Raw genomic sequence first — 24495 nt, 5'->3', positions numbered from 1 at the left:
TTCGGTTCAGCTCCTACTGCCATACGACGAAGACGACGGGGGCGCCGGAGGTCCCGGGCGGGCGTCGAGCGCGGTGAGCGCGTCGCGCAGCCCCTGGTGTACATCCTCGTACACCTCGACATGTCCGTCCGTGGCGAGGTGGTCGGCGTCGGCCAGCCGTTCCAGCTGGGCGTCGACCTCGGCGTTGCCGGTGGGCGTGCGGGGCACGTTCAAAGGGGCGGGGGCAGCGGGGTCGTGCGCCGGCTCCACCGCCTCCTGGGGAGTCTCCGTCTCGGGGACTGCGTCGCTCATGCCCAGACGCTACCCCGAAGCGCTGCGGTACCGTCGACCGCGATGGCCACGATCGAAGAGTGCCGCGCCGCACTCGAAAAGCTCTCGGACAACATGCAGCACGCCGAGGGGGACGTCCGCACGGCGGCCGCCCTGGACCGCTCGGTGAGCTGCCACATCACCGACCTGGACGTCACCTTCGCCGGCCGCCTCCAAGGGGGCCGGATCCATGTGCACGACACGATCCAGGGCCCGCCGTCGGAGAAGGCCCAGATCAGACTGGCCATGACCGGGGACGACCTGGTCGCGCTGGTCGGCGGCGAGCTGCACTTCGCCAAGGCCTGGGGCTCGGGACGGGTGAAGCTGCACGCGGGCGTGCGCGACCTCCTCGTCCTGCGCAAGCTTCTCTGACTCAGGAGCTTCTCCAGCTCAGGCGGAAGCCTTGACCGTACGTGCCTTGCGCGCGGCCGGCACCACCAGCGGCGTACCCGTCTCCGGGTCCTCGATGATCTGGCAGCGCAGCCCGAAGACCTCCTCGACCAGCTCGGCCGTGACGATGTCGTTCGGCGCGCCCTCCGCGATGACCTCGCCGCCCTTGAGGGCGATGAGGTGGGTGGCGTACCGGGCGGCGTGGTTGAGGTCGTGCAGTACGGCGACCAGCGTGCGGCCCTGCTCCTCGTGCAGCTCCGCGCACAGGTCGAGGACGTCGATCTGGTGCTGGATGTCCAGGTAGGTGGTCGGCTCGTCGAGGAGCAGCAGCGGGGTCTGCTGGGCGAGCGCCATCGCGATCCACACGCGCTGGCGCTGCCCGCCGGAGAGTTCGTCGACGTAGCGCTCGGCCAGCTCGGCCACCCCGGTCTGCCGCATCGACTCCTGGACGACGCGCTCGTCCTCGGTGGACCACTGGCGCAGGATGCCCTGGTGCGGGTAGCGGCCACGGCCGACCAGGTCGCCGACGGTGATGCCGTCGGGCGCGATGGACGACTGCGGCAGCAGACCGAGGGTGCGGGCGACCTTCTTCGCCGGCATCGACTGGATGACCTGTCCGTCCAGCAGCACCCGGCCCTGGTTCGGCTTGAGCATCCGCGACAGCGCCCGCAGGAGCGTGGACTTGCCGCAGGCGTTCGGGCCGACGATCACCGTGAAGGATTTGTCGGGGATCTCCACCGACAGCTGCTCGGCGATGACCCGCTGGTCATAGGCGAGGGTGACATTCTCGGCGGACAGGCGGTTCACGGTGCTCCTTGGGGTGTTCTTGTGCGCGGTGCCGCTGTCGGGGTGCGCGGTGGCGCTCATATCCGGCCCGCCCGGCGTTCGCTGACCAGCAGCCACAGCAGGTAGACGCCGCCGACGACGCCGGTGACCACGCCCACGGGCATCTGGTCGGCGCCGAACAGGCGCTGCGAGGCCCAGTCGGCGACGACGAGCAGGGCCGCACCCATGCACAGGGAGGGCAGCAGGTTCGGTCCCGGCGACCGGGTCAGCCGTCGGGCCAGCTGCGGGGCGGTGAGCGCGACGAAGCTGACGGGCCCGGCGGCGGCCGTGGCGGCCGCGGTGAGCAGGACGGCGGAGATCATCAGCAGCGCCCGTACGCGCTCGACGCGCACGCCGAGCGCGTGGGAGACGTCGTCGCCCATCTCCATCATCCGCAGCCCGCGCGCATTGGCGAGGACCAGCGGCACCAGTACGGCGCACAGCGCGAGCAGCGGCCAGACCTGCTCCCAGTCCCGGCCGCTGAGCGAGCCGGTCATCCAGACGACCGAGCGAGCCGCGTCGACGATGTCGGAGACGGTCAACAGATAGCCGTTGACGGCGGTGAGGATCGCGGACATGCCGATACCGACCAGGACCAGCCGGTATCCGTGCACGCCCTGCTTCCAGGCGAGCAGATAGATCGCCAGACCGGTCACCAGGCCGCCCACGAGCGCGCCGATCGTGACCTGGTTCGCGCTCCCGGAGAACAGCACGATCATCGTGAGCGCACCGGCCGTCGCGCCCTGGCCGAGACCAAGGATGTCCGGGCTGCCCAGCGGATTGCGGGAGACGGCCTGGAACAGCGCGCCGCCGAGCCCGAGCGAGGCCCCGACCAGCAGGGCGACCAGGACCCGCGGCAGCCGCAGCTCGTTGACGATGAACTCCTGTCCCGGATCGCCGCCGCCGAGCAGCGTCTTGAGCACATCACCGGCCGAGATGGGAAAGTCCCCGGTGCCGATCAGCAGCACGCTCGCCGCCAACGCCGCGAGCAGCAGCAGGAGTACGACGGTCAGGGCCCGGATGTCCAGCCGGACCGAGAGTCCGCCCGGGGTCCGCACCGCACGGTTGGTCTTCACAGCTGTGCCGTCCTCCGCCGTCGTACGAGCAGGATGAACACCGGACCGCCGATGATCGCGGTGATGATGCCGACCTGGACCTCGGAGGGCCGGGCGACGACCCGGCCGATGACATCGGCGCCGAGCAGCAGCACGGGCGACAGCAGACCCGCGTACGGCAGGATCCAGCGCAGGTCGGGTCCGGTGAAGGAGCGCACGACGTGCGGCACCATCAGGCCGACGAACACGATCGGGCCGCAGGCGGCGGTCGCGGCGCCGCACAGCACGGTGGCGGCGAGCATGGACAGCGCCCGGGTTCGGTTGAGATGGGCGCCGAGCGCCTTGGCGGTGTCGTCGCCCATCGACATGGCGTTGAGCGGCCGGGCCAGCGCGAGCGCGAGGATCATGCCGACCACCAGGAACGGCAGGACCTGCTTGATGGTCGAGTCGGTCGCCGAGGACAGCGAACCCACCGTCCAGAAACGCATCCGGCCGAGCGCCGCGTCGTCCATGATCATGACGGCCTGGAGATAGCCGTAGAGCGCGGCGCTGATCGCGGTGCCCGCGAGCGCGAGCCGCACCGGCGTGGCACCCCGGCTGCCGCCCAGGAACCACACCAGCGCCCCGACCGCGGCCGCGCCGAAGAAGGCGAACCAGATGTAGCCGCTCATCGAGGTGACGCCGAGGAAGGAGATGGCGGTGACGACCGCGGCGGAGGCACCGGCATTGATCCCGAGCAGTCCGGGATCGGCCAGCGGATTACGCGTGAGCGCCTGGAGGACGGCCCCGGCGAGCCCGAGCCCCGCACCGGCGAGCAGCCCCAGCACGGTCCGGGAGACCCGGTCGTCGACGACGACGTCGCCGTACGTCCCCGTGTCCTGGAACAGGCCGTGCCAGACCTGGGCCAGGGAGAGGTCCTTCGCGCCGACCGCGATGCTCGCCAGCGCGACGAGCACCAGCACGATGGCGGAAAGGAGAAGCCCAAGAGGACGTATCGCCCGGCGGGTTGGGGGCGCGGGGGCGGTCTCCGCGCGCTGTTCGGGAGGACTGTCGACCAACACGCAGTTAGGTTAGCCTACCCTCCCATGCGCTTTCGATGCCGCGTCGGTATCGAACGAGGGCTCACAAACCCAGCCTGGCCAGCGCCTTCCCCGCGTCCAGCGCGCACGAACCCTCGCCGGCCGATGTCCAGGCCGCCGCACACAGCGCGCGCAGCCCGTCCAGCGCCTCACCCTCGCCGTCCAGCTCCAGCCGCTCGGCACCGGCGGTCGCTTTCCAGCCACCACAGCGGAAGCCGTCCGCCTCGGCCACGACCTCCGGCTGCCCGGTCAGCAACCCCCGCAGATCCGCGTCCACATACGTCGGCCGGTGCTGCGGCGGCGCCGCGAGCAACTGGGCGCCGCCGGTCACGCCGGTCAGCACCAGCAGCGAGTCCACCTCGCCGTTGAACGCCCCCTCGATGTCCGTGTCCAGCCGGTCCCCGACCACCAACGGCCGCTCGGCACCGGTGCGCAGAATCGTCTCCCGGTGCATGGGAGGCAACGGCTTGCCCGCCACCTGAGGCTCGGCCCCCGTGGCTATCCGTACGACCTCCACCGCGGCGCCGTTGCCGGGCGCGATACCCCGCCCGCTCGGAATCGTCAGGTCCGTGTTGGACGCGAACCACGGCACCCCGCGCGCGACGGCATAGCTGGCCTCCGCGAACCGCCCCCACGTCAGGTCGGGACCGCCGTACCCCTGCACCACGGCCGCCGGATCGTCCTCCGCCGACTCCACCGGCACGAGCCCGCGCTCGCGCAGCGCCACCCGCAGCCCCTCGCCCCCGATGACCAGCACCCGGGCACCCTCCGGCACCTGCTCACTGATCAGCCGGGCCACCGCCTGCGCCGAGGTGATCACATCCCCCGCGCCCGTCGGTATGCCCAGCTCCGTCAGATGCTCGGCCACCGCATCCGGCGTCCGCAGAGCGTTGTTGGTGACGTACGCCAGATGCATCCCGCCCGCACGAGCCACGGCCAGCGAATCGACCGCGTGCACGATCGCGTTCCCGCCCGCGTACACCACGCCGTCCAGATCGAGCAGCGCCGTGTCGTACGCCTCGCTCAGGGCCCGGCCACTGCCCGCCGGGCTCGTCCTGACGCTCTGGCTCATTCCGCATCGCTCCTCGTTCGACGGCTTTCCCCCGATCATCCCGCATGCCACCGACACACGTACGATGCCGGGATGAACACAGCAGGTCACTCGGAAGCAACGGCGCGCCGAGGCCTCGAACTCACCCCGTTCCGAGGCCTTCGCTACGACCCCGACCGGGTCGGCAGTCTGGCTGCCGTGACGTCCCCTCCGTACGACGTCGTCGTCCGCCCCGACGGCCTGCACCACCTCCAGGACGCCGACCCGCACAACATCGTCCGGCTGATCCTCCCTCAGGCCGGCACCCCCAGCACCCGCAACGAACAGGCGGCCCAGACCCTGCGCCGCTGGCTCTCCGAGGGCGTCCTGACCACCGACGACGAACCCGGCCTCTACGTCTACGAGCAGAGCGACGCCGGCGGCCTGCTCCAGCGCGGAGTCATCGGCGCCCTGCGCCTGTCGGACCCCTCGGAGCATGTGGTCCTGCCCCATGAGGACGTCATGCCGCATGTGGTCGCCGACCGTGCCGCCCTGATGCGCGCCACTTCGGCCAACCTCGAACCCCTGCTCCTCACCTACCGGGGCAACGGCTCGGCCGCCGACACCTCAGCCGTGATCGAGCGCATCATCGAGCAGCCCCCGCTGCTCGCCACCACCACCGAGGACGGCTTCCGGCACCGCCTGTGGGCGATCACCGCCACCGAGGACCTGGACCGCATCCAGACCGACCTGGCCCGCCACCAGGCGCTGATCGCCGACGGCCACCACCGCTGGGCGACGTATCGCCGTCTACGCGCGGAGCACCCCTCCCCCAGCCCCTGGGACTACGGCCTGGTCCTCCTCGTCGACACGGCCCGTTACCCCCTGCGGGTCCGCGCCATCCACCGCCTCCTGCACGGCCTGCCGGTCCAGGACGCCGTGGCCGCCCTGGAGGACCGCTTCCGCGTCCGGCGCCTGGAGGCCCCCCTCCCGTTGGCCCTGGAGAGCCTCGCCGAAGCGGCCCGCGCGGGGAACGCCTTTCTCCTGGCGGGCGACGGTGCCTTCCACCTGCTCGACCGGCCCGACCCCGGCCTCCTGGCCCGCACCGTCCCCGCCGACCGCCCACCGGCCTGGCGCACCCTGGACGCGACAGTCCTGCACGCCACCCTCCTCGACCACATCTGGCACATCCCCGAGGACGACCCGACCCGTATCGCCTACATCCACGACGCGGCGGCCACCGTCCGCAAGGCGGAACGCGACGGCGGCACGGCCGTACTGATGCACCCGGTCCGCGAGGAGGTCGTCCGCGACCTGGCCCGACAGGGCGTCACGATGCCCCGCAAGTCGACGTCGTTCGGCCCGAAACCGGCCTCCGGCCTGGTCCTGCGCGCGCTGGACCTGTGAACGCGAAAGGGGCGGACCCCATCGGGATCCGCCCCTTTCCCCTACGCCCTACTCCTCCTTGTCGGAGTCGTCATCCGGCGTCGCGCTCTCGTCGTCATCGGTGAACGCGTCGACGAACTCGACACCGTCGAGCTCCGCGAGCCGGTCCGAGGCGTCCGTGCTGCCGTCCTTGTCGGACTCCACGGCCTTCGCGAACCACTCCCGCGCCTCGCTCTCCCGCCCGGCCGCCAGCAGCGCGTCGGCATAGGCGTACCGCAGCCGCGCGGTCCACGGCTGCACGGCGTTGGAGGCCAGCTCGGGGCTCTGGAGCGTCACGATCGCCGCGTCCAGCTGCCCCATGTCACGCCGGGCACCGGCCGCGACGAGCCGCATCTCGACCTGCCCGGCCTTGTCCAGCTTGTGCACGTCGGGCGCGCCGGCCATCTCCAGCGCCTTCTCCGGCCGCCCGAGCCCACGCTCGCAGTCGGCCATGAGCGGCCACAGCTCCGCGTTACCGGTCATCCGCCGAGCGGCCCGGAACTCCGCCAGCGCCTCGGAGTACTTCTGGTTGGCGTACGCGGCGAAACCGGCGGCCTCCCGTACGGCGGCGACGCGCGACGCCAGCCGCAGCGCCACCTTGGAGTAGCCGTACGCGCCCTCGGGGTCCTCGTCGATGAGCCGCGCGACCATCACCAGGTTCTTGGCGACATCCTCGGCGAGCGTCTTCGGCAGACTCTGCAGCTCCTGCCGTACGTCCTTGTCGATCTCGTCGCCTGTGACGTCCTCGGGGATCGGCAGCCGCTTGATCGGCTCGCGGTCCCGGTCACGGTCCCGATCGTCACGGCGCCCGAAACCGCCGCCACGCCGGTCGTCCCGACCACCCCGGTCGTCCCGCCCCCGGAACCCACCCGGACGCCCACCGCGGTCGTCCCGACGGGGACCACGGTCGTCACGACGGGGGCCACGGTCATCGCGGCCACGGAAGCCGCCGCGGTCGCCGTCACGGCGGTCGTCGCGGCGGTCATCCCGCCGGTCGTCACGCCTGTCATCACGGCGCGGACCGCCCGGACGCTCGTCGCGGCGGAAGCCGCCACGGTCACCGCGCTCGGGGCGGTCGCCACGGTCGTCACGGCGGAAGCCACGGTCGCGGTCGCCGCCGCGGAAACCACCACGGTCACGGTCGCGGTCGCGGTCGCGATCATCGCGTCGGAACCCGCCACGGTCGCTGTCACGACGATCGTCGCGACGGTCATCGCGGCGGTCGTCCCGACGGCCGTAGCCGCCACGGTCGCGGTCGTCGGGGCGGCGGTCATCGCGCCGGCCGTAGCCGCCACCACGGTTCTCGTCACGGCCGTAGCCGCCACCACGGTGGTCATCACGGCGATCGTCGCGCCGGGGGCCACCACGGTCGTCGTCACGGCGGAAGGCAGGGCGGTCGCCGCGGTCATCGCGCCGGAAGCCACGGTCGCGGTCGTCGCGGCGCGGACCGCCCGGCCGGTCGTCCCGGCGGAACGGCGGACGAGGTCCACGGTCATCGCGGCGATCGTCACGCCGATCGTCCCGACGGCCGTAACCACCACGGTCACGGTCGTCACCACGCCGGTCATCGCGCCGGCCGTAGCCGCCACCGCGGCTGTCACCACCACGGTTGTCGTCACGGCGGTCATCGCGCCGGTCGTCACGACGGCCGTACCCACCACGGTCACCGCCCCGACCACCGTCACGGCGGTCGTCGCTACGGCGGTCGTCACGACGGAAGCCGCCACGGTCACCACGGTCGCCACGGTCGCCGCGGTAACCGCCACGGTCTCCGCGGTCCCCACTGTCCCGTCGCCGCTGGTCGCGCTCCGGTCGATCGTCGGGAGAGTTGGTGGACATCGGTGGCTCCTGTCTCGGTACTGCAAGCATTGTAAAAACAAAAGGACCCCTGGTCCCAGCTGAACGCTGGGACCAGGGGTCCTTCCAAAGATTGTTCGGCGGCGTCCTACTCTCCCACAGGGTCCCCCCTGCAGTACCATCGGCGCTGTAAGGCTTAGCTTCCGGGTTCGGAATGTAACCGGGCGTTTCCCTCACGCTATGACCACCGAAACCCTAATGGTTTCGAGCGAACAAGCACACTCTGTAGTTATGCGTTCTGCTCAAACCGGCAACGGTCGTTGCCTCAGAACTAACACAGTGGACGCGAGCAACTGAGGACAAGCCCTCGGCCTATTAGTACCGGTCACCTCCACACGTTACCGTGCTTCCAGATCCGGCCTATCAACCCAGTCGTCTACTGGGAGCCTTACCCCATCAAGTGGGTGGGAATACTCATCTCGAAGCAGGCTTCCCGCTTAGATGCTTTCAGCGGTTATCCCTCCCGAACGTAGCCAACCAGCCATGCCCTTGGCAGAACAACTGGCACACCAGAGGTTCGTCCGTCCCGGTCCTCTCGTACTAGGGACAGCCCTTCTCAATATTCCTGCGCGCGCAGCGGATAGGGACCGAACTGTCTCACGACGTTCTAAACCCAGCTCGCGTACCGCTTTAATGGGCGAACAGCCCAACCCTTGGGACCGACTCCAGCCCCAGGATGCGACGAGCCGACATCGAGGTGCCAAACCATCCCGTCGATATGGACTCTTGGGGAAGATCAGCCTGTTATCCCCGGGGTACCTTTTATCCGTTGAGCGACGGCGCTTCCACAAGCCACCGCCGGATCACTAGTCCCGACTTTCGTCCCTGCTCGACCCGTCGGTCTCACAGTCAAGCTCCCTTGTGCACTTACACTCAACACCTGATTGCCAACCAGGCTGAGGGAACCTTTGGGCGCCTCCGTTACTCTTTAGGAGGCAACCGCCCCAGTTAAACTACCCATCAGACACTGTCCCTGATCCGGATCACGGACCCAGGTTAGACATCCAGCACGACCAGACTGGTATTTCAACGACGACTCCACAACCACTGGCGTGGCCGCTTCAAAGTCTCCCAGCTATCCTACACAAGCCGAACCGAACACCAATATCAAACTGTAGTAAAGGTCCCGGGGTCTTTCCGTCCTGCTGCGCGAAACGAGCATCTTTACTCGTAGTGCAATTTCACCGGGCCTATGGTTGAGACAGTCGAGAAGTCGTTACGCCATTCGTGCAGGTCGGAACTTACCCGACAAGGAATTTCGCTACCTTAGGATGGTTATAGTTACCACCGCCGTTTACTGGCGCTTAAGTTCTCAGCTTCGCCATGACGAATCATGACTAACCGGTCCCCTTAACGTTCCAGCACCGGGCAGGCGTCAGTCCGTATACATCGCCTTACGGCTTCGCACGGACCTGTGTTTTTAGTAAACAGTCGCTTCTCGCTGGTCTCTGCGGCCACCCCCAGCTCACCGTGCAAGTCCTCTCACCAGGTGTGGCCCCCCTTCTCCCGAAGTTACGGGGGCATTTTGCCGAGTTCCTTAACCATAGTTCACCCGAACGCCTCGGTATTCTCTACCTGACCACCTGAGTCGGTTTAGGGTACCGGGCCGCCATGAAACTCGCTAGAGGCTTTTCTCGACAGCATAGGATCATCCACTTCACCACAATCGGCTCGGCATCAGGTCTCAGCCACAAGTGCGACGGATTTGCCTATCGCACGGCCTACACCCTTACCCCGGGACAACCACCGCCCGGGATGGACTACCTTCCTGCGTCACCCCATCACTCACCTACTAACCGCTTGGTTCGGCGGCTCCACCACTCCCCTCAACTCCGAAGAGATCAGGGCGGCTTCACGGCCTTAGCATCACGATGCTCGATGTTTGACGCTTCACAGCGGGTACCGGAATATCAACCGGTTATCCATCGACTACGCCTGTCGGCCTCGCCTTAGGTCCCGACTTACCCTGGGCAGATCAGCTTGACCCAGGAACCCTTAGTCAATCGGCGCAAACGTTTCTCACGTTTGTATCGCTACTCATGCCTGCATTCTCACTCGTCAACCGTCCACGACTACCTTCCGGTGCCGCTTCACCCGGCAGACGACGCTCCCCTACCCATCACAGCGGGCGTTGGCCCTATATGCTGCAATGACACGACTTCGGCGGTACGCTTGAGCCCCGCTACATTGTCGGCGCGGAATCACTAGACCAGTGAGCTATTACGCACTCTTTCAAGGGTGGCTGCTTCTAAGCCAACCTCCTGGTTGTCTCTGCGACTCCACATCCTTTCCCACTTAGCGTACGCTTAGGGGCCTTAGTCGATGCTCTGGGCTGTTTCCCTCTCGACCATGGAGCTTATCCCCCACAGTCTCACTGCCGCGCTCTCACTTACCGGCATTCGGAGTTTGGCTAAGGTCAGTAACCCGGTAGGGCCCATCGCCTATCCAGTGCTCTACCTCCGGCAAGAAACACACGACGCTGCACCTAAATGCATTTCGGGGAGAACCAGCTATCACGGAGTTTGATTGGCCTTTCACCCCTAACCACAGGTCATCCCCCAGGTTTTCAACCCTGGTGGGTTCGGTCCTCCACGAAGTCTTACCTCCGCTTCAACCTGCCCATGGCTAGATCACTCCGCTTCGGGTCTTGAGCGCGCTACTATATCGCCCTGTTCGGACTCGCTTTCGCTACGGCTTCCCCACACGGGTTAACCTCGCAACACACCGCAAACTCGCAGGCTCATTCTTCAAAAGGCACGCAGTCACGACTTGCAAGCAAGCTTGCAAGCGACGCTCCCACGGCTTGTAGGCACACGGTTTCAGGTACTATTTCACTCCGCTCCCGCGGTACTTTTCACCATTCCCTCACGGTACTATCCGCTATCGGTCACCAGGGAATATTTAGGCTTAGCGGGTGGTCCCGCCAGATTCACACGGGATTTCTCGGGCCCCGTGCTACTTGGGTGTCTCTCAAACGAGCCGCTGACGTTTCGACTACGGGGGTCTTACCCTCTACGCCGGACCTTTCGCATGTCCTTCGCCTACATCAACGGTTTCTGACTCGTCTCACAGCCGGCAGACTGTGAAAGAGAGATCCCACAACCCCCACGACGCAACCCCTGCCGGGTCTCACACGTCGTAGGTTTGGCCTCATCCGGTTTCGCTCGCCACTACTCCCGGAATCACGGTTGTTTTCTCTTCCTGCGGGTACTGAGATGTTTCACTTCCCCGCGTTCCCTCCACTTGCCCTATGTGTTCAGGCAAGGGTGACAGCCCATGACGACTGCCGGGTTTCCCCATTCGGAAACCCCCGGATCAAAGCCTGGTTGACGACTCCCCGGGGACTATCGTGGCCTCCCACGTCCTTCATCGGTTCCTGGTGCCAAGGCATCCACCGTGCGCCCTTAAAAACTTGGCCACAGATGCTCGCGTCCACTGTGCAGTTCTCAAACAACGACCAGCCACCCATCACCCCGAACCCTCACGGATTCGAGTGCACTGGGGCCGGCATCCGAAGACAGACCTTACGGCCGTGCCCTCAGACACCCAACAGCGTGCCCGACACGATCAGCCGACCAGATCAGCGTTCCACGCCCCGAAGAGCAGTACTAGCGCCTGGTCCGTCCTGGACCTGCCGAATAATCAACGTTCCACCCATGAGCAACCAGCACCGGACATTCGCCGATGTACTGGCCTCTGACCAACCGGAGTTGGTGAGAAGTGCTCCTTAGAAAGGAGGTGATCCAGCCGCACCTTCCGGTACGGCTACCTTGTTACGACTTCGTCCCAATCGCCAGTCCCACCTTCGACAGCTCCCTCCCACAAGGGGTTGGGCCACCGGCTTCGGGTGTTACCGACTTTCGTGACGTGACGGGCGGTGTGTACAAGGCCCGGGAACGTATTCACCGCAGCAATGCTGATCTGCGATTACTAGCAACTCCAACTTCATGGGGTCGAGTTGCAGACCCCAATCCGAACTGAGACCGACTTTTTGAGATTCGCTCCACCTTGCGGTATCGCAGCTCATTGTATCGGCCATTGTAGCACGTGTGCAGCCCAAGACATAAGGGGCATGATGACTTGACGTCGTCCCCACCTTCCTCCGAGTTGACCCCGGCGGTCTCCTGTGAGTCCCCATCACCCCGAAGGGCATGCTGGCAACACAGAACAAGGGTTGCGCTCGTTGCGGGACTTAACCCAACATCTCACGACACGAGCTGACGACAGCCATGCACCACCTGTACACCGACCACAAGGGGGGCACCATCTCTGATGCTTTCCGGTGTATGTCAAGCCTTGGTAAGGTTCTTCGCGTTGCGTCGAATTAAGCCACATGCTCCGCTGCTTGTGCGGGCCCCCGTCAATTCCTTTGAGTTTTAGCCTTGCGGCCGTACTCCCCAGGCGGGGAACTTAATGCGTTAGCTGCGGCACCGACGACGTGGAATGTCGCCAACACCTAGTTCCCACCGTTTACGGCGTGGACTACCAGGGTATCTAATCCTGTTCGCTCCCCACGCTTTCGCTCCTCAGCGTCAGTAATGGCCCAGAGATCCGCCTTCGCCACCGGTGTTCCTCCTGATATCTGCGCATTTCACCGCTACACCAGGAATTCCGATCTCCCCTACCACACTCTAGCTAGCCCGTATCGAATGCAGACTCGGGGTTAAGCCCCGAGCTTTCACACCCGACGTGACAAGCCGCCTACGAGCTCTTTACGCCCAATAATTCCGGACAACGCTTGCGCCCTACGTATTACCGCGGCTGCTGGCACGTAGTTAGCCGGCGCTTCTTCTGCAGGTACCGTCACTTTCGCTTCTTCCCTGCTGAAAGAGGTTTACAACCCGAAGGCCGTCATCCCTCACGCGGCGTCGCTGCATCAGGCTTTCGCCCATTGTGCAATATTCCCCACTGCTGCCTCCCGTAGGAGTCTGGGCCGTGTCTCAGTCCCAGTGTGGCCGGTCGCCCTCTCAGGCCGGCTACCCGTCGTCGCCTTGGTGAGCCATTACCTCACCAACAAGCTGATAGGCCGCGGGCTCATCCTTCACCGCCGGAGCTTTCGACCCCCACCCATGCGAGTGGGAGTGATATCCGGTATTAGACCCCGTTTCCAGGGCTTGTCCCAGAGTGAAGGGCAGATTGCCCACGTGTTACTCACCCGTTCGCCACTAATCCACCCCGAAGGGCTTCATCGTTCGACTTGCATGTGTTAAGCACGCCGCCAGCGTTCGTCCTGAGCCAGGATCAAACTCTCCGTGAATGTTTACCGGTAATCCGGTGCAACACATCACGAGAGCGGTGCGAGAGGAGGAATAATCCCCTCGCACACAGCGTCCTCGCTGTGTTATTTCAAAGGAACCTCGTCCTCCCGAACGGGAGAGACGGGGTATCAACATATCTGGCGTTGATTTTTGGCACGCTGTTGAGTTCTCAAGGAACGGTCGCTTCCTTTGTACTCACCCTCTCGGGCTTTCCTCCGGGCTTCCCTTCGGTCTTGCGTTTCCGACTCTATCAGATCCTTTCGGTTCCGATTCCCGGTCGGCGGGATTTGTCTTTTGGCCTCTCGGCCTTTCGACATTCACTACGTTAGCCGATTCCCCGCTCAACTCATAATCGAGTCTCTGCGCTTCCGAATTCAGGCATGCAGGCACGCCGAATTCGTTCCCGCGGAGGGAAGTCGTAGGTAGTGGGTTGGCCGCTCCGGCTGCTGGCGATTGCCGTACCCGGTTCAGCGGCTCGGGCTACATTACGCGCCTCCCATGGGCGCGTCAACTTGAGCGGCGCTTAGGGACATGGGCCCGATAGGGGCTCACAGTGGGGTCGTTGGCGATCCAGTAACGCCACGGGTGGGCGTCGCCATTGCCCCCATCTCCGGACACTCCGGTGCGCGGGCCGTTCCGTACCTGGTCAGCGGGGGCCGGGGTGCCGGTCAGGATCCTCAGTGGGGTCTCTCCGGTGGCACAGGCGTCCGTACCGTCCAGGGCTCGGTCGACACCGAGCGCCGTAGCCAGGCGGGCCGGGCCTTTGGCCAGTTCCTTGTCATTTCGGGCCGAGAGTCGACGTTTGCGGGCGAGCTCAGCGCCCTCGACGATCTCGCCGGCCCGCAGCAGGACCCCGCTCGCCGTGCCGTCGGGGCCGCACACCAGGTTCATGCAGTGCCACATGCCGTAGGTGAAGTAGACGTACACATGTCCGGGCGGACCGAACATCACGCTGTTGCGGGCCGTTCGGCCACGATAGGCGTGGGAGCCGGGGTCGTTCTGACCGTCGTATGCCTCCACCTCTGTGAGGCGGAGGGAGATCGGGCCGTCCGGGGTGGTCCGTACGAGGAGGCGGCCCAGGAGGTCGGGGGCTACTTCGAGGACGGGGCGGTCGAAGAAGTTCCTGGGGAGCGGCGTACGGTCGGGGCTCGCGATCATGCCGTCCGAGGGTAGTCCAGACGGGTGGCGGTCACGGGGTGGTCAGCGGCCCGTCCCCTTGCAAGGGTGAGGACGCGGAACCGGCCACGTCCGGATCGCGTTTGTAGGGATCAAAGATGCAGTCGTAGAGGGAGAGTCATGGGGTTCAAGAAGCTGCTCGCGAGTCTGGGTGCCGGCGGGGCTTCGGTCGAGACCGTGCTGACCGAGATCAACGTCGTTCCGGGCGGTGTGGTCCAGGGTGAGGTGCGGATCCAGGGCGGGTCCGTCAACCAGCAGATCGAGGCGCTCTCGGTCGGGCTCCAGGCCAAGGTCGAGGTCGAGAGCGGCGAGGAGGAGTACAAGCAGGACATCGAGTTCACCAAGCAGCGGCTCGGTGGCGCCTTCGAGCTCCAGGCCAACGCCGTGCACGCGGTGCCGTTCGGTCTCGAGATCCCGTGGGAGACGCCGGTCACGACGATCGACGGGCAGACGCTGCGCGGGATGCACATCGGCGTGACCACCGAGCTGGAGATCGCCCGTGCGGTGGACTCCGGTGACCTGGACCCGATCAACGTGCACCCGCTGCCGGCGCAGAAGGCGATCCTGGATGCCTTCATCCAGCTGGGCTTCCGCTTCAAGAACGCGGACATGGAGCGCGGCCACATCCGCGGTACGCGCCAGAAGCTGCCGTTCTACCAGGAGATCGAGTTCTTCCCGCCGCAGCAGTACCGCGGGATCAACCAGGTCGAGCTGAGCTTCGTGGCCGATCAGAACGCCATGGACGTCGTGCTGGAGATGGACAAGAAGCCGGGTCTGTTCAGCGAGGGCAGCGACACCTACCGCTCCTTCCAGGTGGGTCTGAACGACTTCCAGGGGACCGACTGGACGGCGTACCTCAACCAGTGGCTGTCCGAGGTCGGCAGCAAGCGCAACTGGTTCTAGGCTCGGAACCCACTGAACGATCCGATCAGGAGGTACCGAGGTGACCGAGCTCAAGAGGCGGCCGCTCCCCCACGACTTCCATCCGCCCGTGCCGTCGTTCGCGGTCACGAGTGAGGACGTCTCGGAGGGCGCGACCCTCAAGGACGCTCAGGTCTACGCGGCCGGGAACACCTCGCCGCAGCTGCGGTGGGAGGGCTTCCCGCCGGGGACCAAGAGCTTCGCCGTGACCTGCTACGACCCCGACGCCCCTACGGGCAGCGGGTTCTGGCACTGGGTCCTGTTCGACATCCCGGCTTCGGTGACGGAGCTGCCGGCGGGTGCGGGCAGCGGCAAGTTCGAGGGGCTGCCCAAGGGTGCGGTGCAGGCGCGCAACGACTACGGGTCGAAGGACTTCGGTGGTGCGGCGCCGCCCGCCGGGGACGGTCCGCACCGCTATGTGTTCACGGTGTACGCCGTGGACCAGGAGAAGCTCGGTCCGGACTCGGATGCCTCACCGGCGGTGGTCGGGTTCAATCTGCGGTTCCACGCGCTGGCGCGTGCCCAGCTCATCGGTGAGTACGAGGTACCCGCCGAAGCCTGACGTTCATTGAACGTTTGCCCGCCCCCGGTCATGGAAGTGATCAGGGGCGGGCATTTTTTATTTCGTTGTCCATCTCGGCGTGCCCGGCCAGAGTTGATCCCAGCCCGCCAAGGGGTGGGCCGCTGCACATAGGAGGTGGGCTGGTCATGCGGGACACGCTGGTACTGAACGCGAGCTTTGAGCCGCTTTCGACGGTGACTTTGAACCGAGCCGTCGTTCTGGTGCTTCAGGACAAGGCCGTCGTCGAGCAGTCCCACCCCGAACTGCGTATGCGCGGAGCCGCGGTCGATATACCGGCGCCCCGGGTGATCAGGTTGTGCAGGTATGTACGGGTGCCGTTCCGAAGACGAGCACCGTGGTCGAGGCGGGGTGTGCTGGTCAGGGACCGACACCGGTGCGCGTACTGCGGTCGTCGGGCCACGACCGTGGACCACGTGCTTCCGCGGTCGCAGGGTGGTCAGGACACCTGGCTGAACACGGTGGCCTCTTGTGCGGAGGACAATCACCGTAAGGCGAACCGGACGCCTGTTGAGGCGGGAATGCCGTTGCTGCGGGAGCCGTTCGAGCCGACGCCTGCTGATGCGATGTTGCTGTCCCTGGGCGCCGAGGAGTTTTCGGCGCTGCCCGACTGGTTGGCCAGGGACGCCGCGTAGCCGCTGAGCATCAACGGGGGCCGCCTTCTTTTGAAGGCGGCCCCCGTTGTCGTATCTCAGTCGATGCTCGGCTTCTCTCGGCGTTCCGTGCCGGTTCCGCTGCCGGAGTTGCCGCCTCCCGAACCGCCGCCCAGCGGGCCGAAGTTGCCCATCGCGCCGGAGAGGCCCTTGAGGGCGTCGCCGATTTCGCTCGGGACGATCCAGAGCTTGTTGGCGTCGCCTTCGGCGATCTTGGGGAGCATCTGGAGGTACTGGTAGGAGAGGAGCTTCTGGTCGGGGTCGCCGGCGTGGATCGCCTCGAAGACCGTGCGGACCGCCTGGGCCTCGCCCTCGGCTCGCAGGGCCGCTGCCTTGGCCTCGCCCTCGGCGCGCAGGATCTGGGACTGCTTCTCGCCCTCCGCGGTGAGGATGGCCGCCTGGCGCGTACCTTCCGCCGTGAGGATCGCGGCGCGCTTGTCGCGGTCGGCGCGCATCTGCTTCTCCATCGAGTCCTGGATGGAGGTGGGCGGTTCGATCGCCTTGAGCTCGACTCGGTTGACTCGGATGCCCCACTTGCCCGTTGCCTCGTCGAGGACGCCGCGCAGGGCCGCGTTGATCTCCTCGCGGGAGGTCAGGGTGCGCTCCAGGTCCATGCCACCGATGATGTTGCGGAGGGTGGTGACCGTGAGCTGCTCGATCGCCTGGATGTAGCTGGCGACTTCGTAGGTGGCGGCGCGGGCGTCGGTCACCTGGTAGTAGATGACCGTGTCGATGTTCACGACCAGGTTGTCCTGGGTGATCACCGGCTGGGGCGGGAAGGGCACGACCTGTTCGCGCAGGTCGATGCGGTTGCGGATGGTGTCGATGAACGGGACCACGATGTTGAGGCCCGCGTTGAGAGTCCGCGTGTAGCGGCCGAAGCGCTCGACGATGGCCGCGCTCGCCTGCGGGATGACCTGGATCGTCTTGATCAGGGCGATGAAGACCAACACCACCAGAATGATCAGGACGATGATGACCGGTTCCATCGTCTTTCCCCGTACCCCTTCTCCGCTGCGGCAACTTCGGCAGATCTTATGCTTGTTGAAGATCTTGTCGGTCGAGTCTGACAGACCGTCGTGTGCCCTGGGGGGTGTTCCCCCAGTTACGTCGTGCGAGGTCACATGACAATCGCCGTGGCGCCTTCGATGTCCACCACGTCCACTTCCTGCCCCACTTCGTAGGCCTGGCCGCCGTCGAGGGAGCGGGCGGACCAGATCTCCCCGGCGAGCTTGATCCGGCCGCCGGAGGCGTCCACCCGTTCCAGTACGACCGCCTGTTTGCCCTTCAACGCCTCGACTCCGGAGACGAGTTGGGGCCGCTGGGCGCGGTGCCGGGCGGCGAGGGGGCGTACGGCGAGGATCAGCGCGACCGAGACGGCGGCGAAGACCAGGACCTGGACGACGACTCCGGCACCGAGTCCGGCCACGCCCGCGGCGGCGAGGGCGCCGACTGCGAGCATGCCCAGTTCGGGCATCGCGGTCATCACGAGCGGGATTCCGAGCGCGGCCGCGCCGATGAGCCACCACACCCATGCGTCGATGTCGTTCACATGGTCATGGTAGGACCGCACAACCTGCCTGGGACAGGGCGCACTTGAGGTGGATCAGGACAGCGGCAGGCCCTGGGCGGTCCAGCGCTCGCCAACCTGCTCAACAACGAGGGGGAGGCCGAAGCACATGGAGAGGTTGCGGGAGGTGAGTTCGAGCTCCAGCGGGCCGGCGGCGAGGACCTTGCCCTGACGGATCATCAGGACGTGGGTGAAGCCGGGGGCGATCTCCTCGACGTGGTGGGTGACCATGATCATCGACGGGGCGATGGGGTCGCGGGCGAGGCGGCCGAGTCGGCGTACGAGGTCCTCGCGGCCGCCGAGGTCGAGGCCGGCGGCGGGCTCGTCGAGGAGGAGCAGTTCGGGGTCGGTCATCAGGGCGCGGGCGATGAGGGTGCGCTTGCGCTCGCCCTCGGAGAGGGTGCCGAACTTGCGGTCGAGGTACTCGCTCATGCCGAGGCGGTCGAGGAAGGCGCGGGCGCGCTGCTCGTCGACCTCGTCGTAGTCCTCGTGCCAGGTCGCGGTCATGCCGTACGCGGCGGTGAGGACCGTCTCCAGGACGGTCTGCCGCTTGGGGAGCTTCTCGGACATGGCGATGCCGGCCATGCCGATGCGCGGGCGCAGGTCGAAGACATCGACCTTGCCGAGGGTGTCGCCGAGGATGGTGGCGGTGCCCTTGCTCGGGAAGAGGTAGCTGGACGCGACGTTGAGGAGGGTGGTCTTGCCGGCGCCGTTGGGGCCGAGGATCACCCAGCGCTCGCCCTCCTTGACCGACCAGGAGACCTGGTCCACCAGAGCCCGGCCCTCACGGACCACGGATACGTCCTGAAGCTCCAGAACATCGCTCATGAGCGCGTTGTCTCCCCTTGCAGTGTGACCGGTCTCGGCGTCTCGGTGGTCGCGTGCGCGTCAGGGCGCACTCATGGGCGCACCCCTCAACGAAATCTACGCCACCGGTCGGGCGCTTCATTCCATCGGTCCTGTCCTTAGGGTGGAGGCATGCTCTCGGAACCGCGTTCAGGACGCCTTGCCGCTTGGGGAAACGCCCTTTTGGCCGGACTTGTGTCGCCGGATGACTCTGTGCTCGCGATCGTCGGTGACGACGCCGTGCACCGGATCGAAGGGCTGCCGGGCGAGTCCGGGCCGGTGGGGCTCACGTTGGGGCTCGGGCGGCTGCGGGCGCTCGGGGTGTCGGGGCTGCGGGTCGCGTTGCCGGCGCCGGGGCATCCGCTGGGGCTCAGCGGGCCGCCCGAGTTCAATGCGCGGGCTCTGGAGGCGGAGGAGGCCGTCGTCTGCCATGGGGCCGCGCTCGGGTTGGTGCCCGAGGTGTACTCGGCCGGGCCCGAGGGTGATGAGCATGTCGAGGTTGTCTGGCATGTGCTGCCGGTGCGGGAGGCGCCGCCTGCGGATGTGCCGTCGCTCGGGGAGGCGGAGCGGGAGCTGGCGGAGGCCCTTCGCGAGGCAACCGAGGTGTTGTCCCGGTTGGATGTGGCCGGGTCGGGGCCGGTGGCTGAGGCGGCGATCGATGCGTATCGGGCGCGGGCCGAGCGGGGGCGGGAGGTGTTGGCGCCTGGGTATCCGCCTCGGGCTGTGCGGGTGCTGGAGCTGGCGCAGCGGGTGGGGATGCTGGTGTCGCTGGCGTCCTCGAACGGGCACGGGGGCGCGGTGACGTCCGGTGAGATGGCGGCGCGGGCTTCTGCGCTGCGGCCGGTGGAGCGGACGGCTCGGCGGGCGCAGGTGGCTGCGTATAACGCGTACGTGGAGGAACGGGAGCGCGGGGCTCGGTGAGTGCTGGTTGCGGGTGACCCGGAGTCGTGGCTGGCGTCGGGGTGGGTGCGCTCGCCCGCGCTGGCGGGGTGCCTCCCCCAGAGGGGGACCCCCAGCCCACCCGTGCCGCCCCAGCGGCAGGACTGCCCGCAGCTACGACGATTGGGCAGATATGCCAGTCGGCCTCCCGGGTGAGCCCGGGAGGCCGGAAGTCGTAAGGCGACCCGCGTCAGTGGTTGATGCCCAGGTTGCCGAAGGCCGGGTTCAGGATGCCGACGACGTTCACGCTGTTGCCGACCGCGTTGACCGGGACGTGGATCGGGGCCTGGACGAGGTTGCCCGAGACGACGCCCGGCGAGCCCACGGCCTGGCCGTCGGCGTGGGCGTCGGTGGCGGAGGCCATCCCGGCACCAGCGGCGATCAGTCCGCCGGCCACCATCGTCACGGCCGCTGCCTTCTTCAGGTTCTTCACTTTCTGAGCCCTCCCTAGCGTCTGCCGCGGCACTCGCCGCAGCACGCACTGGAGAACGCCGGAGATCCTCGGAGGATGCGCCATCCGGGGGACATTCCCACGACGGTATGAATCTCAGTCCGGAGCGGAACCCTCCGTATTGCCGAGCGCTTCGCTCTTATCCGGCCACACCGTGCCGTACCGCCCACAGCGCCGCCTGGGTGCGGTCCGCCAGGTCGAGCTTCATCAGGATGTTCGAGACATGGGTCTTCACCGTCTTCTCGGAGAGGACCAGCGCGCGGGCGATCTCCCGGTTGGAGCGGCCGTCGGCTATCAGCCCGAGCACCTCGCGCTCCCGCTCGGTCAGCGAACCGGCTCTGCCCTGGCTGGGCCCCGACTCCTCCTGGGACAGCAGCGCGCCCGCGACCTCGGGCTGGAGCAGGATGTGCCCGGCGTGCACGGAGCGGATGGCACCGGCCAGGGCGTCCGGGTCGACGTCCTTGTAGACGTAACCGGCGGCCCCTGCGCGCAGGGCCGGGACGACGGTGCGCTGTTCGGTGAAGCTGGTGACGATCAGCACCCGCGCGGGGTTGTTCAGCTCGCGGAGCTTGCGCAGGGCGTCGACGCCGTCCATGCCGGGCATCTTGATGTCCATCAGCACGACGTCCGGTCTGAGTTCCTCGGTGCGGGCGACTCCCTCCGCGCCGTCGGCCGCCTCGCCCACCACCTCGATGTCGTCCTGCACTTCGAGGAAGGTGCGCAGGCCCCGGCGGACGACCTGGTGGTCGTCGACGAGCAGCACCTTGATCGGGTCAGCCACCGGGAACCTCCATCTCGATCGTGGTGCCCTTGCCGGGCGCCGATTCCACGGTCAGTGTGCCGCCGACCCCGTCGGCCCGGTCCCGCATGGAGACGAGGCCGAGGTGGCGTCCGGCGCGGCGCACGGTCCTGGGGTCGAAGCCGCGTCCGTTGTCCATGACCCGCAGCACGGCTCCGGTGCCGCTGCGGTGCAGGGCCACGTCGACGGCGTCCGCGCCGGAGTGGCGCAGCGCGTTGTGCAGGGCCTCCTGGGCGACGCGCAGGAGGGCCTCCTCCTGGGCGGCGGGCAGTGCCCGCACTCCCCGGCCGTCGAAGGACACGCGCGCGCCGTGGGCGCGGTCGAGGACCTGGACGTGGGTGCGCAGGGTGGCGACCAGGCCGTCCTCGTCGAGGGCCGCGGGGCGCAGCTCGACGACGGCGGCGCGCAGTTCGTCCGCGGCCTCCGCGGCGAGCACCGCGACCTGCTGGAGCTCGCCCTTGGCGCGGGACGGGTCGCGGTCGACGAGGGCGGCGGCGGCCTGGGCGGTCAGGCGCAGGGAGAACAGCTTCTGGCTGACCGCGTCGTGCAGTTCATGGGCCAGCCGGGAGCGCTCCTCGGCGATGGTCAGCTCCCGGCTGCGCTCGTACAGGCGGGCATTGGTGAGCGCGATGGCCGCGTGCTGGGCGAGGAGCGCGAGCAGTTCCTCGTCCTGCCGGTCGAAGCCGCAGGTGCCTTCCGGCTTGGAGCAGTTCTTGTTGGCGAGGAACAGCGCGCCGATGATCTCGTCGCCGTCGCGGATCGGCAGGCCCAGGAAGTCGGACATCTCGGGGTGGGCGGACGGCCAGCCCTCGAAGCGGGGGTCCTTGCGGACGTCGGCGAGCCGCTCGGGCCTGGCCTCGTGGAGCATGGCCGCGAGGATGCCGTGCTGGCGCGGGAGCGGGCCGATGGCCTTCCACTGCTCGTCGCTGACACCGTCGACCACGAACTGGGCGAAGCCGCCGTGGTCGTCCGGGACACCGAGGGCGGCGTACTGCGCGTCCAGCAGCTCGCGGGCCGAGGCGACGATCGTCTTGAGGACGTCGCGCACCTCCAGATGCCTGCTCATGGCCAGCAGCGCGGAGCTCACCGCCGCCAGACCGGACCCTCGACCTTGATTCATGTGCTCACGGTACCGGCGAGGTGTGACAGCGCGGATCAGCCCTGTGACCGCCCCCGCCTAGGCCCGTGGCCCTAGGGCTGAGGTCCCCGGGCGCAGGCCCCCCGCCAAAGGGACCCGGTGCTTCGCGACTCCCGTCCGAGGCGGGGCCGGCGGGCCCGTTCCTACGTTGAGGGCACATCGAGGACGAGGAGAACGTGTCATGCCGGTAGCGATCATCACGGGGGCTTCGAAGGGGCTGGGGCGGGCGCTGGCCGAGGCGTTTGCCGAGCGCGGCTGGGATCTGGTGCTCGACGCCAGGACGGAGGCGGTACTGAAGGAGGCGGCCGCGGCCCTCTCCGCGCACGGCACGCGCGTGGAGGCGCTGCCCGGCGATGTCACGGACGCCGGGCACCGGGCCGCGCTGGTGGCGGCGGCCTGGAAGCTGGGCGGCGTCGATCTGCTGGTGCACAACGCGAGCGCGCTGGGCGCCGAGCCGCTCGTACGCCTTGAGGAGCTACCTCTGGAGGGGCTGCGGCGGGCGCTGGAGGTGAACACGGTCGCCGCGCTGGGCCTGGTCCAGGAGGCGCTGCCGCTGCTGCGGGCGGCTCCGGCCGGGGCGGTCGTGACCGTCAGTTCGGACGCGGCGGCCGAGGCGTACGGGACGTGGGGCGGGTACGGGGCGTCCAAGGCGGCCCTGGATCAGCTGGCGGCGGTGCTGGGCGTGGAGGAGCCAGGGCTGCGGGTCTGGGCGGTGGACCCGGGGGACATGGCCACGGACCTGTACGCCGCCGCCGTACCGGAGGACGACGGGCCCCGGCCGGAGCCGGGGAGTGTGGTGCCGGGGTTCCTGCGGTTGCTGGCGGAGCGGCCCGCGAGCGGGCGGTACGGGGCGCCGGCGCTGCTGGAGGGAGGGCGGTGACGCTGGCCCTCCAGGTGCCTGAGGAGCTGTCGGCCCGGGTGCCGGCCGAGCAGCGCGGGCCTGGGCTCGGCCGGGATTCCGTACGGCTGCTGGTGTCGCGGGGGACGGAGGTGGCGCATCACGCGTTCCGGGAGCTGCCCGGGCTGTTGCGGGCCGGGGACCTGCTGGTGGTGAACACCTCGCCGACGCTGGCGGCCGCCGTGGACGGGGAGATCGGGCACGCGCGTGTAGTGGTGCATTTCTCCACGCGCGGGGACGACGGGCGCTGGGCGGTCGAACTGCGGGACCCGGACGGGAGGGGCACTACACGCGCGCGTGCGGGCGGGCCCGCGGGCACTGGGGTGCGGTTGCCCGGCGGGATGCGGCTGGTGCTGGAGGAACCGCTGAGCGCGGGAGGTGAGCGGCTGTGGTGGGCTCGGGCATCCGGCCCGGAGGTATTGGGGATGCTGCGGGAGTACGGGCGGCCCATTCGCTACTCCTACACGGAGCGCGATCAGCCGCTGTCGGCGTACCAAACCGTGTTCGCGCTGGAGTCGGGGGACGGGGCGGGCAGTGCGGAGATGCCGAGCGCGGCGCGGCCCTTCACGGCGCGGATGGTGGCGGAGCTGGTGAGCCGGGGGGTGCAGTTCGCACCGGTCACGCTGCACACCGGGGTGGCCTCGGCGGAGGCGCACGAGCCGCCGTATCCGGAGCGGTTCGCGGTGCCGGAGGTCTCGGCGCGGCTGATCAACGCGGTCCGGGCGGGTGGCGGCCGGGTGATCGCGGTGGGGACGACCGCCGTGCGGGCCGTGGAGTCGGCGGCCGGTGCCGAGGGGACGGTACGCGCGCGTGCGGGGTGGACGGATCTGGTGGTGACCCCCGAGCGCGGGGGGCGGGTGGTGGACGGGCTGCTGACCGGGCTGCACGAGCCTGAGGCCTCGCATCTGCTGATGCTGGAGGCGGTGGCGGGGCGGGCGGCGGTCGGCCGTGGGTACGAGGAGGCGCTGCGCGGGCGCTACCTGTGGCACGAGTTCGGGGACCTGCATCTCCTCCTTCCGGCGGAGAACCCTCACACAGAGCATTGCTCACGCAACTGTCAGTGAGGCGACAGCCGGGCCCATGTGAGGACGCGCATAGGACCCAGATCACGTACGAAGGTACATAGGAGATAAAGAGTCCCCGCGTGAGCGGGAAAGACGTTCCTGTCTGTCCCGATTTGCCCTCACCCGATCCACTATCGAGGATCGTACGTCACATCTTTGCCTGGCAATTTTGCGGCCGCTAACAATGGCTCCCGTCGCTCAGCGCCGCGGGTTCTCCCCGCGGCGTTTGTGC

Annotated in this window: 22 protein-coding genes and 3 rRNA genes; 8 read left to right on the top strand and 17 right to left on the bottom strand. The window is 67.7% G+C overall.

All coding sequences use genetic code 11. The features are described 5' to 3' along the window. Positions 1–6: 6 nt before the first annotated feature. On the bottom strand, positions 7–291 hold the full coding sequence (locus tag BN159_RS33450; RefSeq protein ID WP_015661463.1) for a hypothetical protein: 285 nt from the start codon (positions 289–291) through the stop codon (positions 7–9). Between the two features lie 42 nt (positions 292–333). Here BN159_RS33450 and BN159_RS33445 point away from each other — a divergent pair, with 42 nt between their 5' ends. Then, a complete protein-coding gene (locus tag BN159_RS33445; protein ID WP_015661462.1) occupies positions 334–681 on the top strand; it encodes a hypothetical protein in 348 nt (115 codons plus the stop codon). A gap of 18 nt (positions 682–699) precedes the next feature. On the opposite strand, the gene BN159_RS33440 is transcribed toward BN159_RS33445, so the two are convergent. From BN159_RS33440 to BN159_RS33425, 4 genes are all read right to left on the bottom strand, one after another. Continuing rightward, entirely contained in the window at positions 700–1566 is an 867-nt protein-coding gene (locus tag BN159_RS33440; protein ID WP_015661461.1) for an ABC transporter ATP-binding protein, read from the bottom strand. Then, a complete protein-coding gene (locus BN159_RS33435) occupies positions 1563–2600 on the bottom strand; it encodes a FecCD family ABC transporter permease (RefSeq protein ID WP_015661460.1) in 1038 nt (345 codons plus the stop codon). Before BN159_RS33435 ends, BN159_RS33440 begins: the two co-directional genes overlap by 4 nt. After that, entirely contained in the window at positions 2597–3640 is a 1044-nt protein-coding gene (locus BN159_RS33430; protein WP_041820198.1) for a FecCD family ABC transporter permease, read from the bottom strand. The genes BN159_RS33435 and BN159_RS33430 overlap by 4 nt, the downstream gene beginning before the upstream one ends. A 61-nt stretch (positions 3641–3701) precedes the next feature. Then, the gene (locus tag BN159_RS33425) at positions 3702–4730 is read right to left on the bottom strand and encodes an HAD hydrolase-like protein (protein ID WP_015661458.1); all 1029 of its coding nucleotides are present in this window, start codon (positions 4728–4730) and stop codon (positions 3702–3704) included. Positions 4731–4802: 72 nt separating this feature from the next. Here BN159_RS33425 and BN159_RS33420 point away from each other — a divergent pair, with 72 nt between their 5' ends. Then, complete coding sequence (locus BN159_RS33420; RefSeq protein WP_015661457.1) at positions 4803–6095, top strand: DUF1015 domain-containing protein; 1293 nt, start codon at positions 4803–4805, stop codon at positions 6093–6095. A 48-nt stretch (positions 6096–6143) separates the two neighbouring features. On the opposite strand, the gene BN159_RS46595 is transcribed toward BN159_RS33420, so the two are convergent. The 6 genes from BN159_RS46595 to BN159_RS33390 all read right to left on the bottom strand — a co-directional run bounded on the left by BN159_RS46595 (position 6144) and on the right by BN159_RS33390 (position 14386). After that, positions 6144–6872 carry a tetratricopeptide repeat protein gene (locus tag BN159_RS46595; protein WP_197541403.1) on the bottom strand — a complete coding sequence of 243 codons (729 nt, stop codon included), beginning with the start codon at positions 6870–6872 and terminating at the stop codon, positions 6144–6146. Continuing rightward, on the bottom strand, positions 6764–7879 hold the full coding sequence (locus BN159_RS46590) for a hypothetical protein (protein ID WP_231905771.1): 1116 nt from the start codon (positions 7877–7879) through the stop codon (positions 6764–6766). The genes BN159_RS46595 and BN159_RS46590 overlap by 109 nt, the downstream gene beginning before the upstream one ends. 166 nt (positions 7880–8045) lie before the next feature. Further along, positions 8046–8162 (bottom strand): 5S ribosomal RNA (gene rrf, locus BN159_RS33405). Positions 8163–8265: 103 nt separating this feature from the next. Continuing rightward, positions 8266–11388: ribosomal RNA gene (locus tag BN159_RS33400) — 23S ribosomal RNA — on the bottom strand. Positions 11389–11701: 313 nt separating this feature from the next. Then, positions 11702–13227, bottom strand: a 16S ribosomal RNA gene (locus BN159_RS33395). The 16S, 23S and 5S rRNA genes sit together here, the layout of an rRNA operon. 508 nt (positions 13228–13735) lie before the next feature. Beyond that, complete coding sequence (locus tag BN159_RS33390) at positions 13736–14386, bottom strand: DNA-3-methyladenine glycosylase (protein WP_015661454.1); 651 nt, start codon at positions 14384–14386, stop codon at positions 13736–13738. A gap of 138 nt (positions 14387–14524) precedes the next feature. Here BN159_RS33390 and BN159_RS33385 point away from each other — a divergent pair, with 138 nt between their 5' ends. The 3 genes from BN159_RS33385 to BN159_RS33375 all read left to right on the top strand — a co-directional run bounded on the left by BN159_RS33385 (position 14525) and on the right by BN159_RS33375 (position 16540). Next, positions 14525–15307: a sporulation protein gene (locus tag BN159_RS33385; protein WP_015661453.1), complete on the top strand. Its 783-nt coding sequence runs from the start codon at positions 14525–14527 to the stop codon at positions 15305–15307. 40 nt (positions 15308–15347) lie between these two features. Further along, positions 15348–15887, top strand: coding sequence for a YbhB/YbcL family Raf kinase inhibitor-like protein (locus tag BN159_RS33380; protein WP_015661452.1), 540 nt, complete (start codon positions 15348–15350; stop codon positions 15885–15887). Positions 15888–16033: 146 nt separating this feature from the next. Next, positions 16034–16540 (top strand): HNH endonuclease, encoded by a 507-nt coding sequence (locus tag BN159_RS33375; RefSeq protein WP_015661451.1) that lies wholly within the window; start codon positions 16034–16036, stop codon positions 16538–16540. A gap of 56 nt (positions 16541–16596) precedes the next feature. Here BN159_RS33375 and BN159_RS33370 read toward each other — a convergent pair whose 3' ends face one another. The 3 genes from BN159_RS33370 to BN159_RS33360 all read right to left on the bottom strand — a co-directional run bounded on the left by BN159_RS33370 (position 16597) and on the right by BN159_RS33360 (position 18956). Further along, entirely contained in the window at positions 16597–17547 is a 951-nt protein-coding gene (locus tag BN159_RS33370; protein WP_015661450.1) for an SPFH domain-containing protein, read from the bottom strand. Positions 17548–17678: 131 nt separating this feature from the next. Next, a complete protein-coding gene (locus tag BN159_RS33365; RefSeq protein ID WP_041820196.1) occupies positions 17679–18110 on the bottom strand; it encodes an NfeD family protein in 432 nt (143 codons plus the stop codon). Between the two features lie 54 nt (positions 18111–18164). Further along, positions 18165–18956, bottom strand: a complete 792-nt coding sequence (locus BN159_RS33360; protein WP_015661448.1) for an ABC transporter ATP-binding protein — start codon at positions 18954–18956, stop codon at positions 18165–18167. Between the two features lie 150 nt (positions 18957–19106). On the opposite strand from BN159_RS33360, the gene BN159_RS33355 reads away from it, so the two are divergent. Beyond that, a complete protein-coding gene (locus BN159_RS33355; protein WP_078598914.1) occupies positions 19107–19895 on the top strand; it encodes a hypothetical protein in 789 nt (262 codons plus the stop codon). A 208-nt stretch (positions 19896–20103) separates the two neighbouring features. Here the strand turns inward: BN159_RS33355 and chpE are convergent, their stop codons facing one another. The 3 genes from chpE to BN159_RS33340 form a co-directional block, all read right to left on the bottom strand. Beyond that, on the bottom strand, positions 20104–20346 hold the full coding sequence (gene chpE / locus BN159_RS33350; protein WP_015661446.1) for a chaplin ChpE: 243 nt from the start codon (positions 20344–20346) through the stop codon (positions 20104–20106). Positions 20347–20503: 157 nt separating this feature from the next. Further along, complete coding sequence (locus BN159_RS33345; RefSeq protein WP_015661445.1) at positions 20504–21145, bottom strand: response regulator; 642 nt, start codon at positions 21143–21145, stop codon at positions 20504–20506. Beyond that, positions 21138–22283: a GAF domain-containing sensor histidine kinase gene (locus BN159_RS33340; protein ID WP_015661444.1), complete on the bottom strand. Its 1146-nt coding sequence runs from the start codon at positions 22281–22283 to the stop codon at positions 21138–21140. Before BN159_RS33340 ends, BN159_RS33345 begins: the two co-directional genes overlap by 8 nt. A gap of 199 nt (positions 22284–22482) precedes the next feature. On the opposite strand from BN159_RS33340, the gene BN159_RS33335 reads away from it, so the two are divergent. After that, the gene (locus tag BN159_RS33335; protein WP_015661443.1) at positions 22483–23181 is read left to right on the top strand and encodes an SDR family NAD(P)-dependent oxidoreductase; all 699 of its coding nucleotides are present in this window, start codon (positions 22483–22485) and stop codon (positions 23179–23181) included. Next, on the top strand, positions 23178–24263 hold the full coding sequence (locus BN159_RS33330; protein ID WP_015661442.1) for an S-adenosylmethionine:tRNA ribosyltransferase-isomerase: 1086 nt from the start codon (positions 23178–23180) through the stop codon (positions 24261–24263). Before BN159_RS33335 ends, BN159_RS33330 begins: the two co-directional genes overlap by 4 nt. Positions 24264–24495 lie beyond the last annotated feature (232 nt).

Source organism: Streptomyces davaonensis JCM 4913 (assembly GCF_000349325.1).
Classification (GTDB): domain Bacteria; phylum Actinomycetota; class Actinomycetes; order Streptomycetales; family Streptomycetaceae; genus Streptomyces; species Streptomyces davaonensis.
The sequence above is the reverse complement of the archived record's forward strand: the minus strand, read 5'-3'. Positions and strand labels throughout refer to the sequence as shown.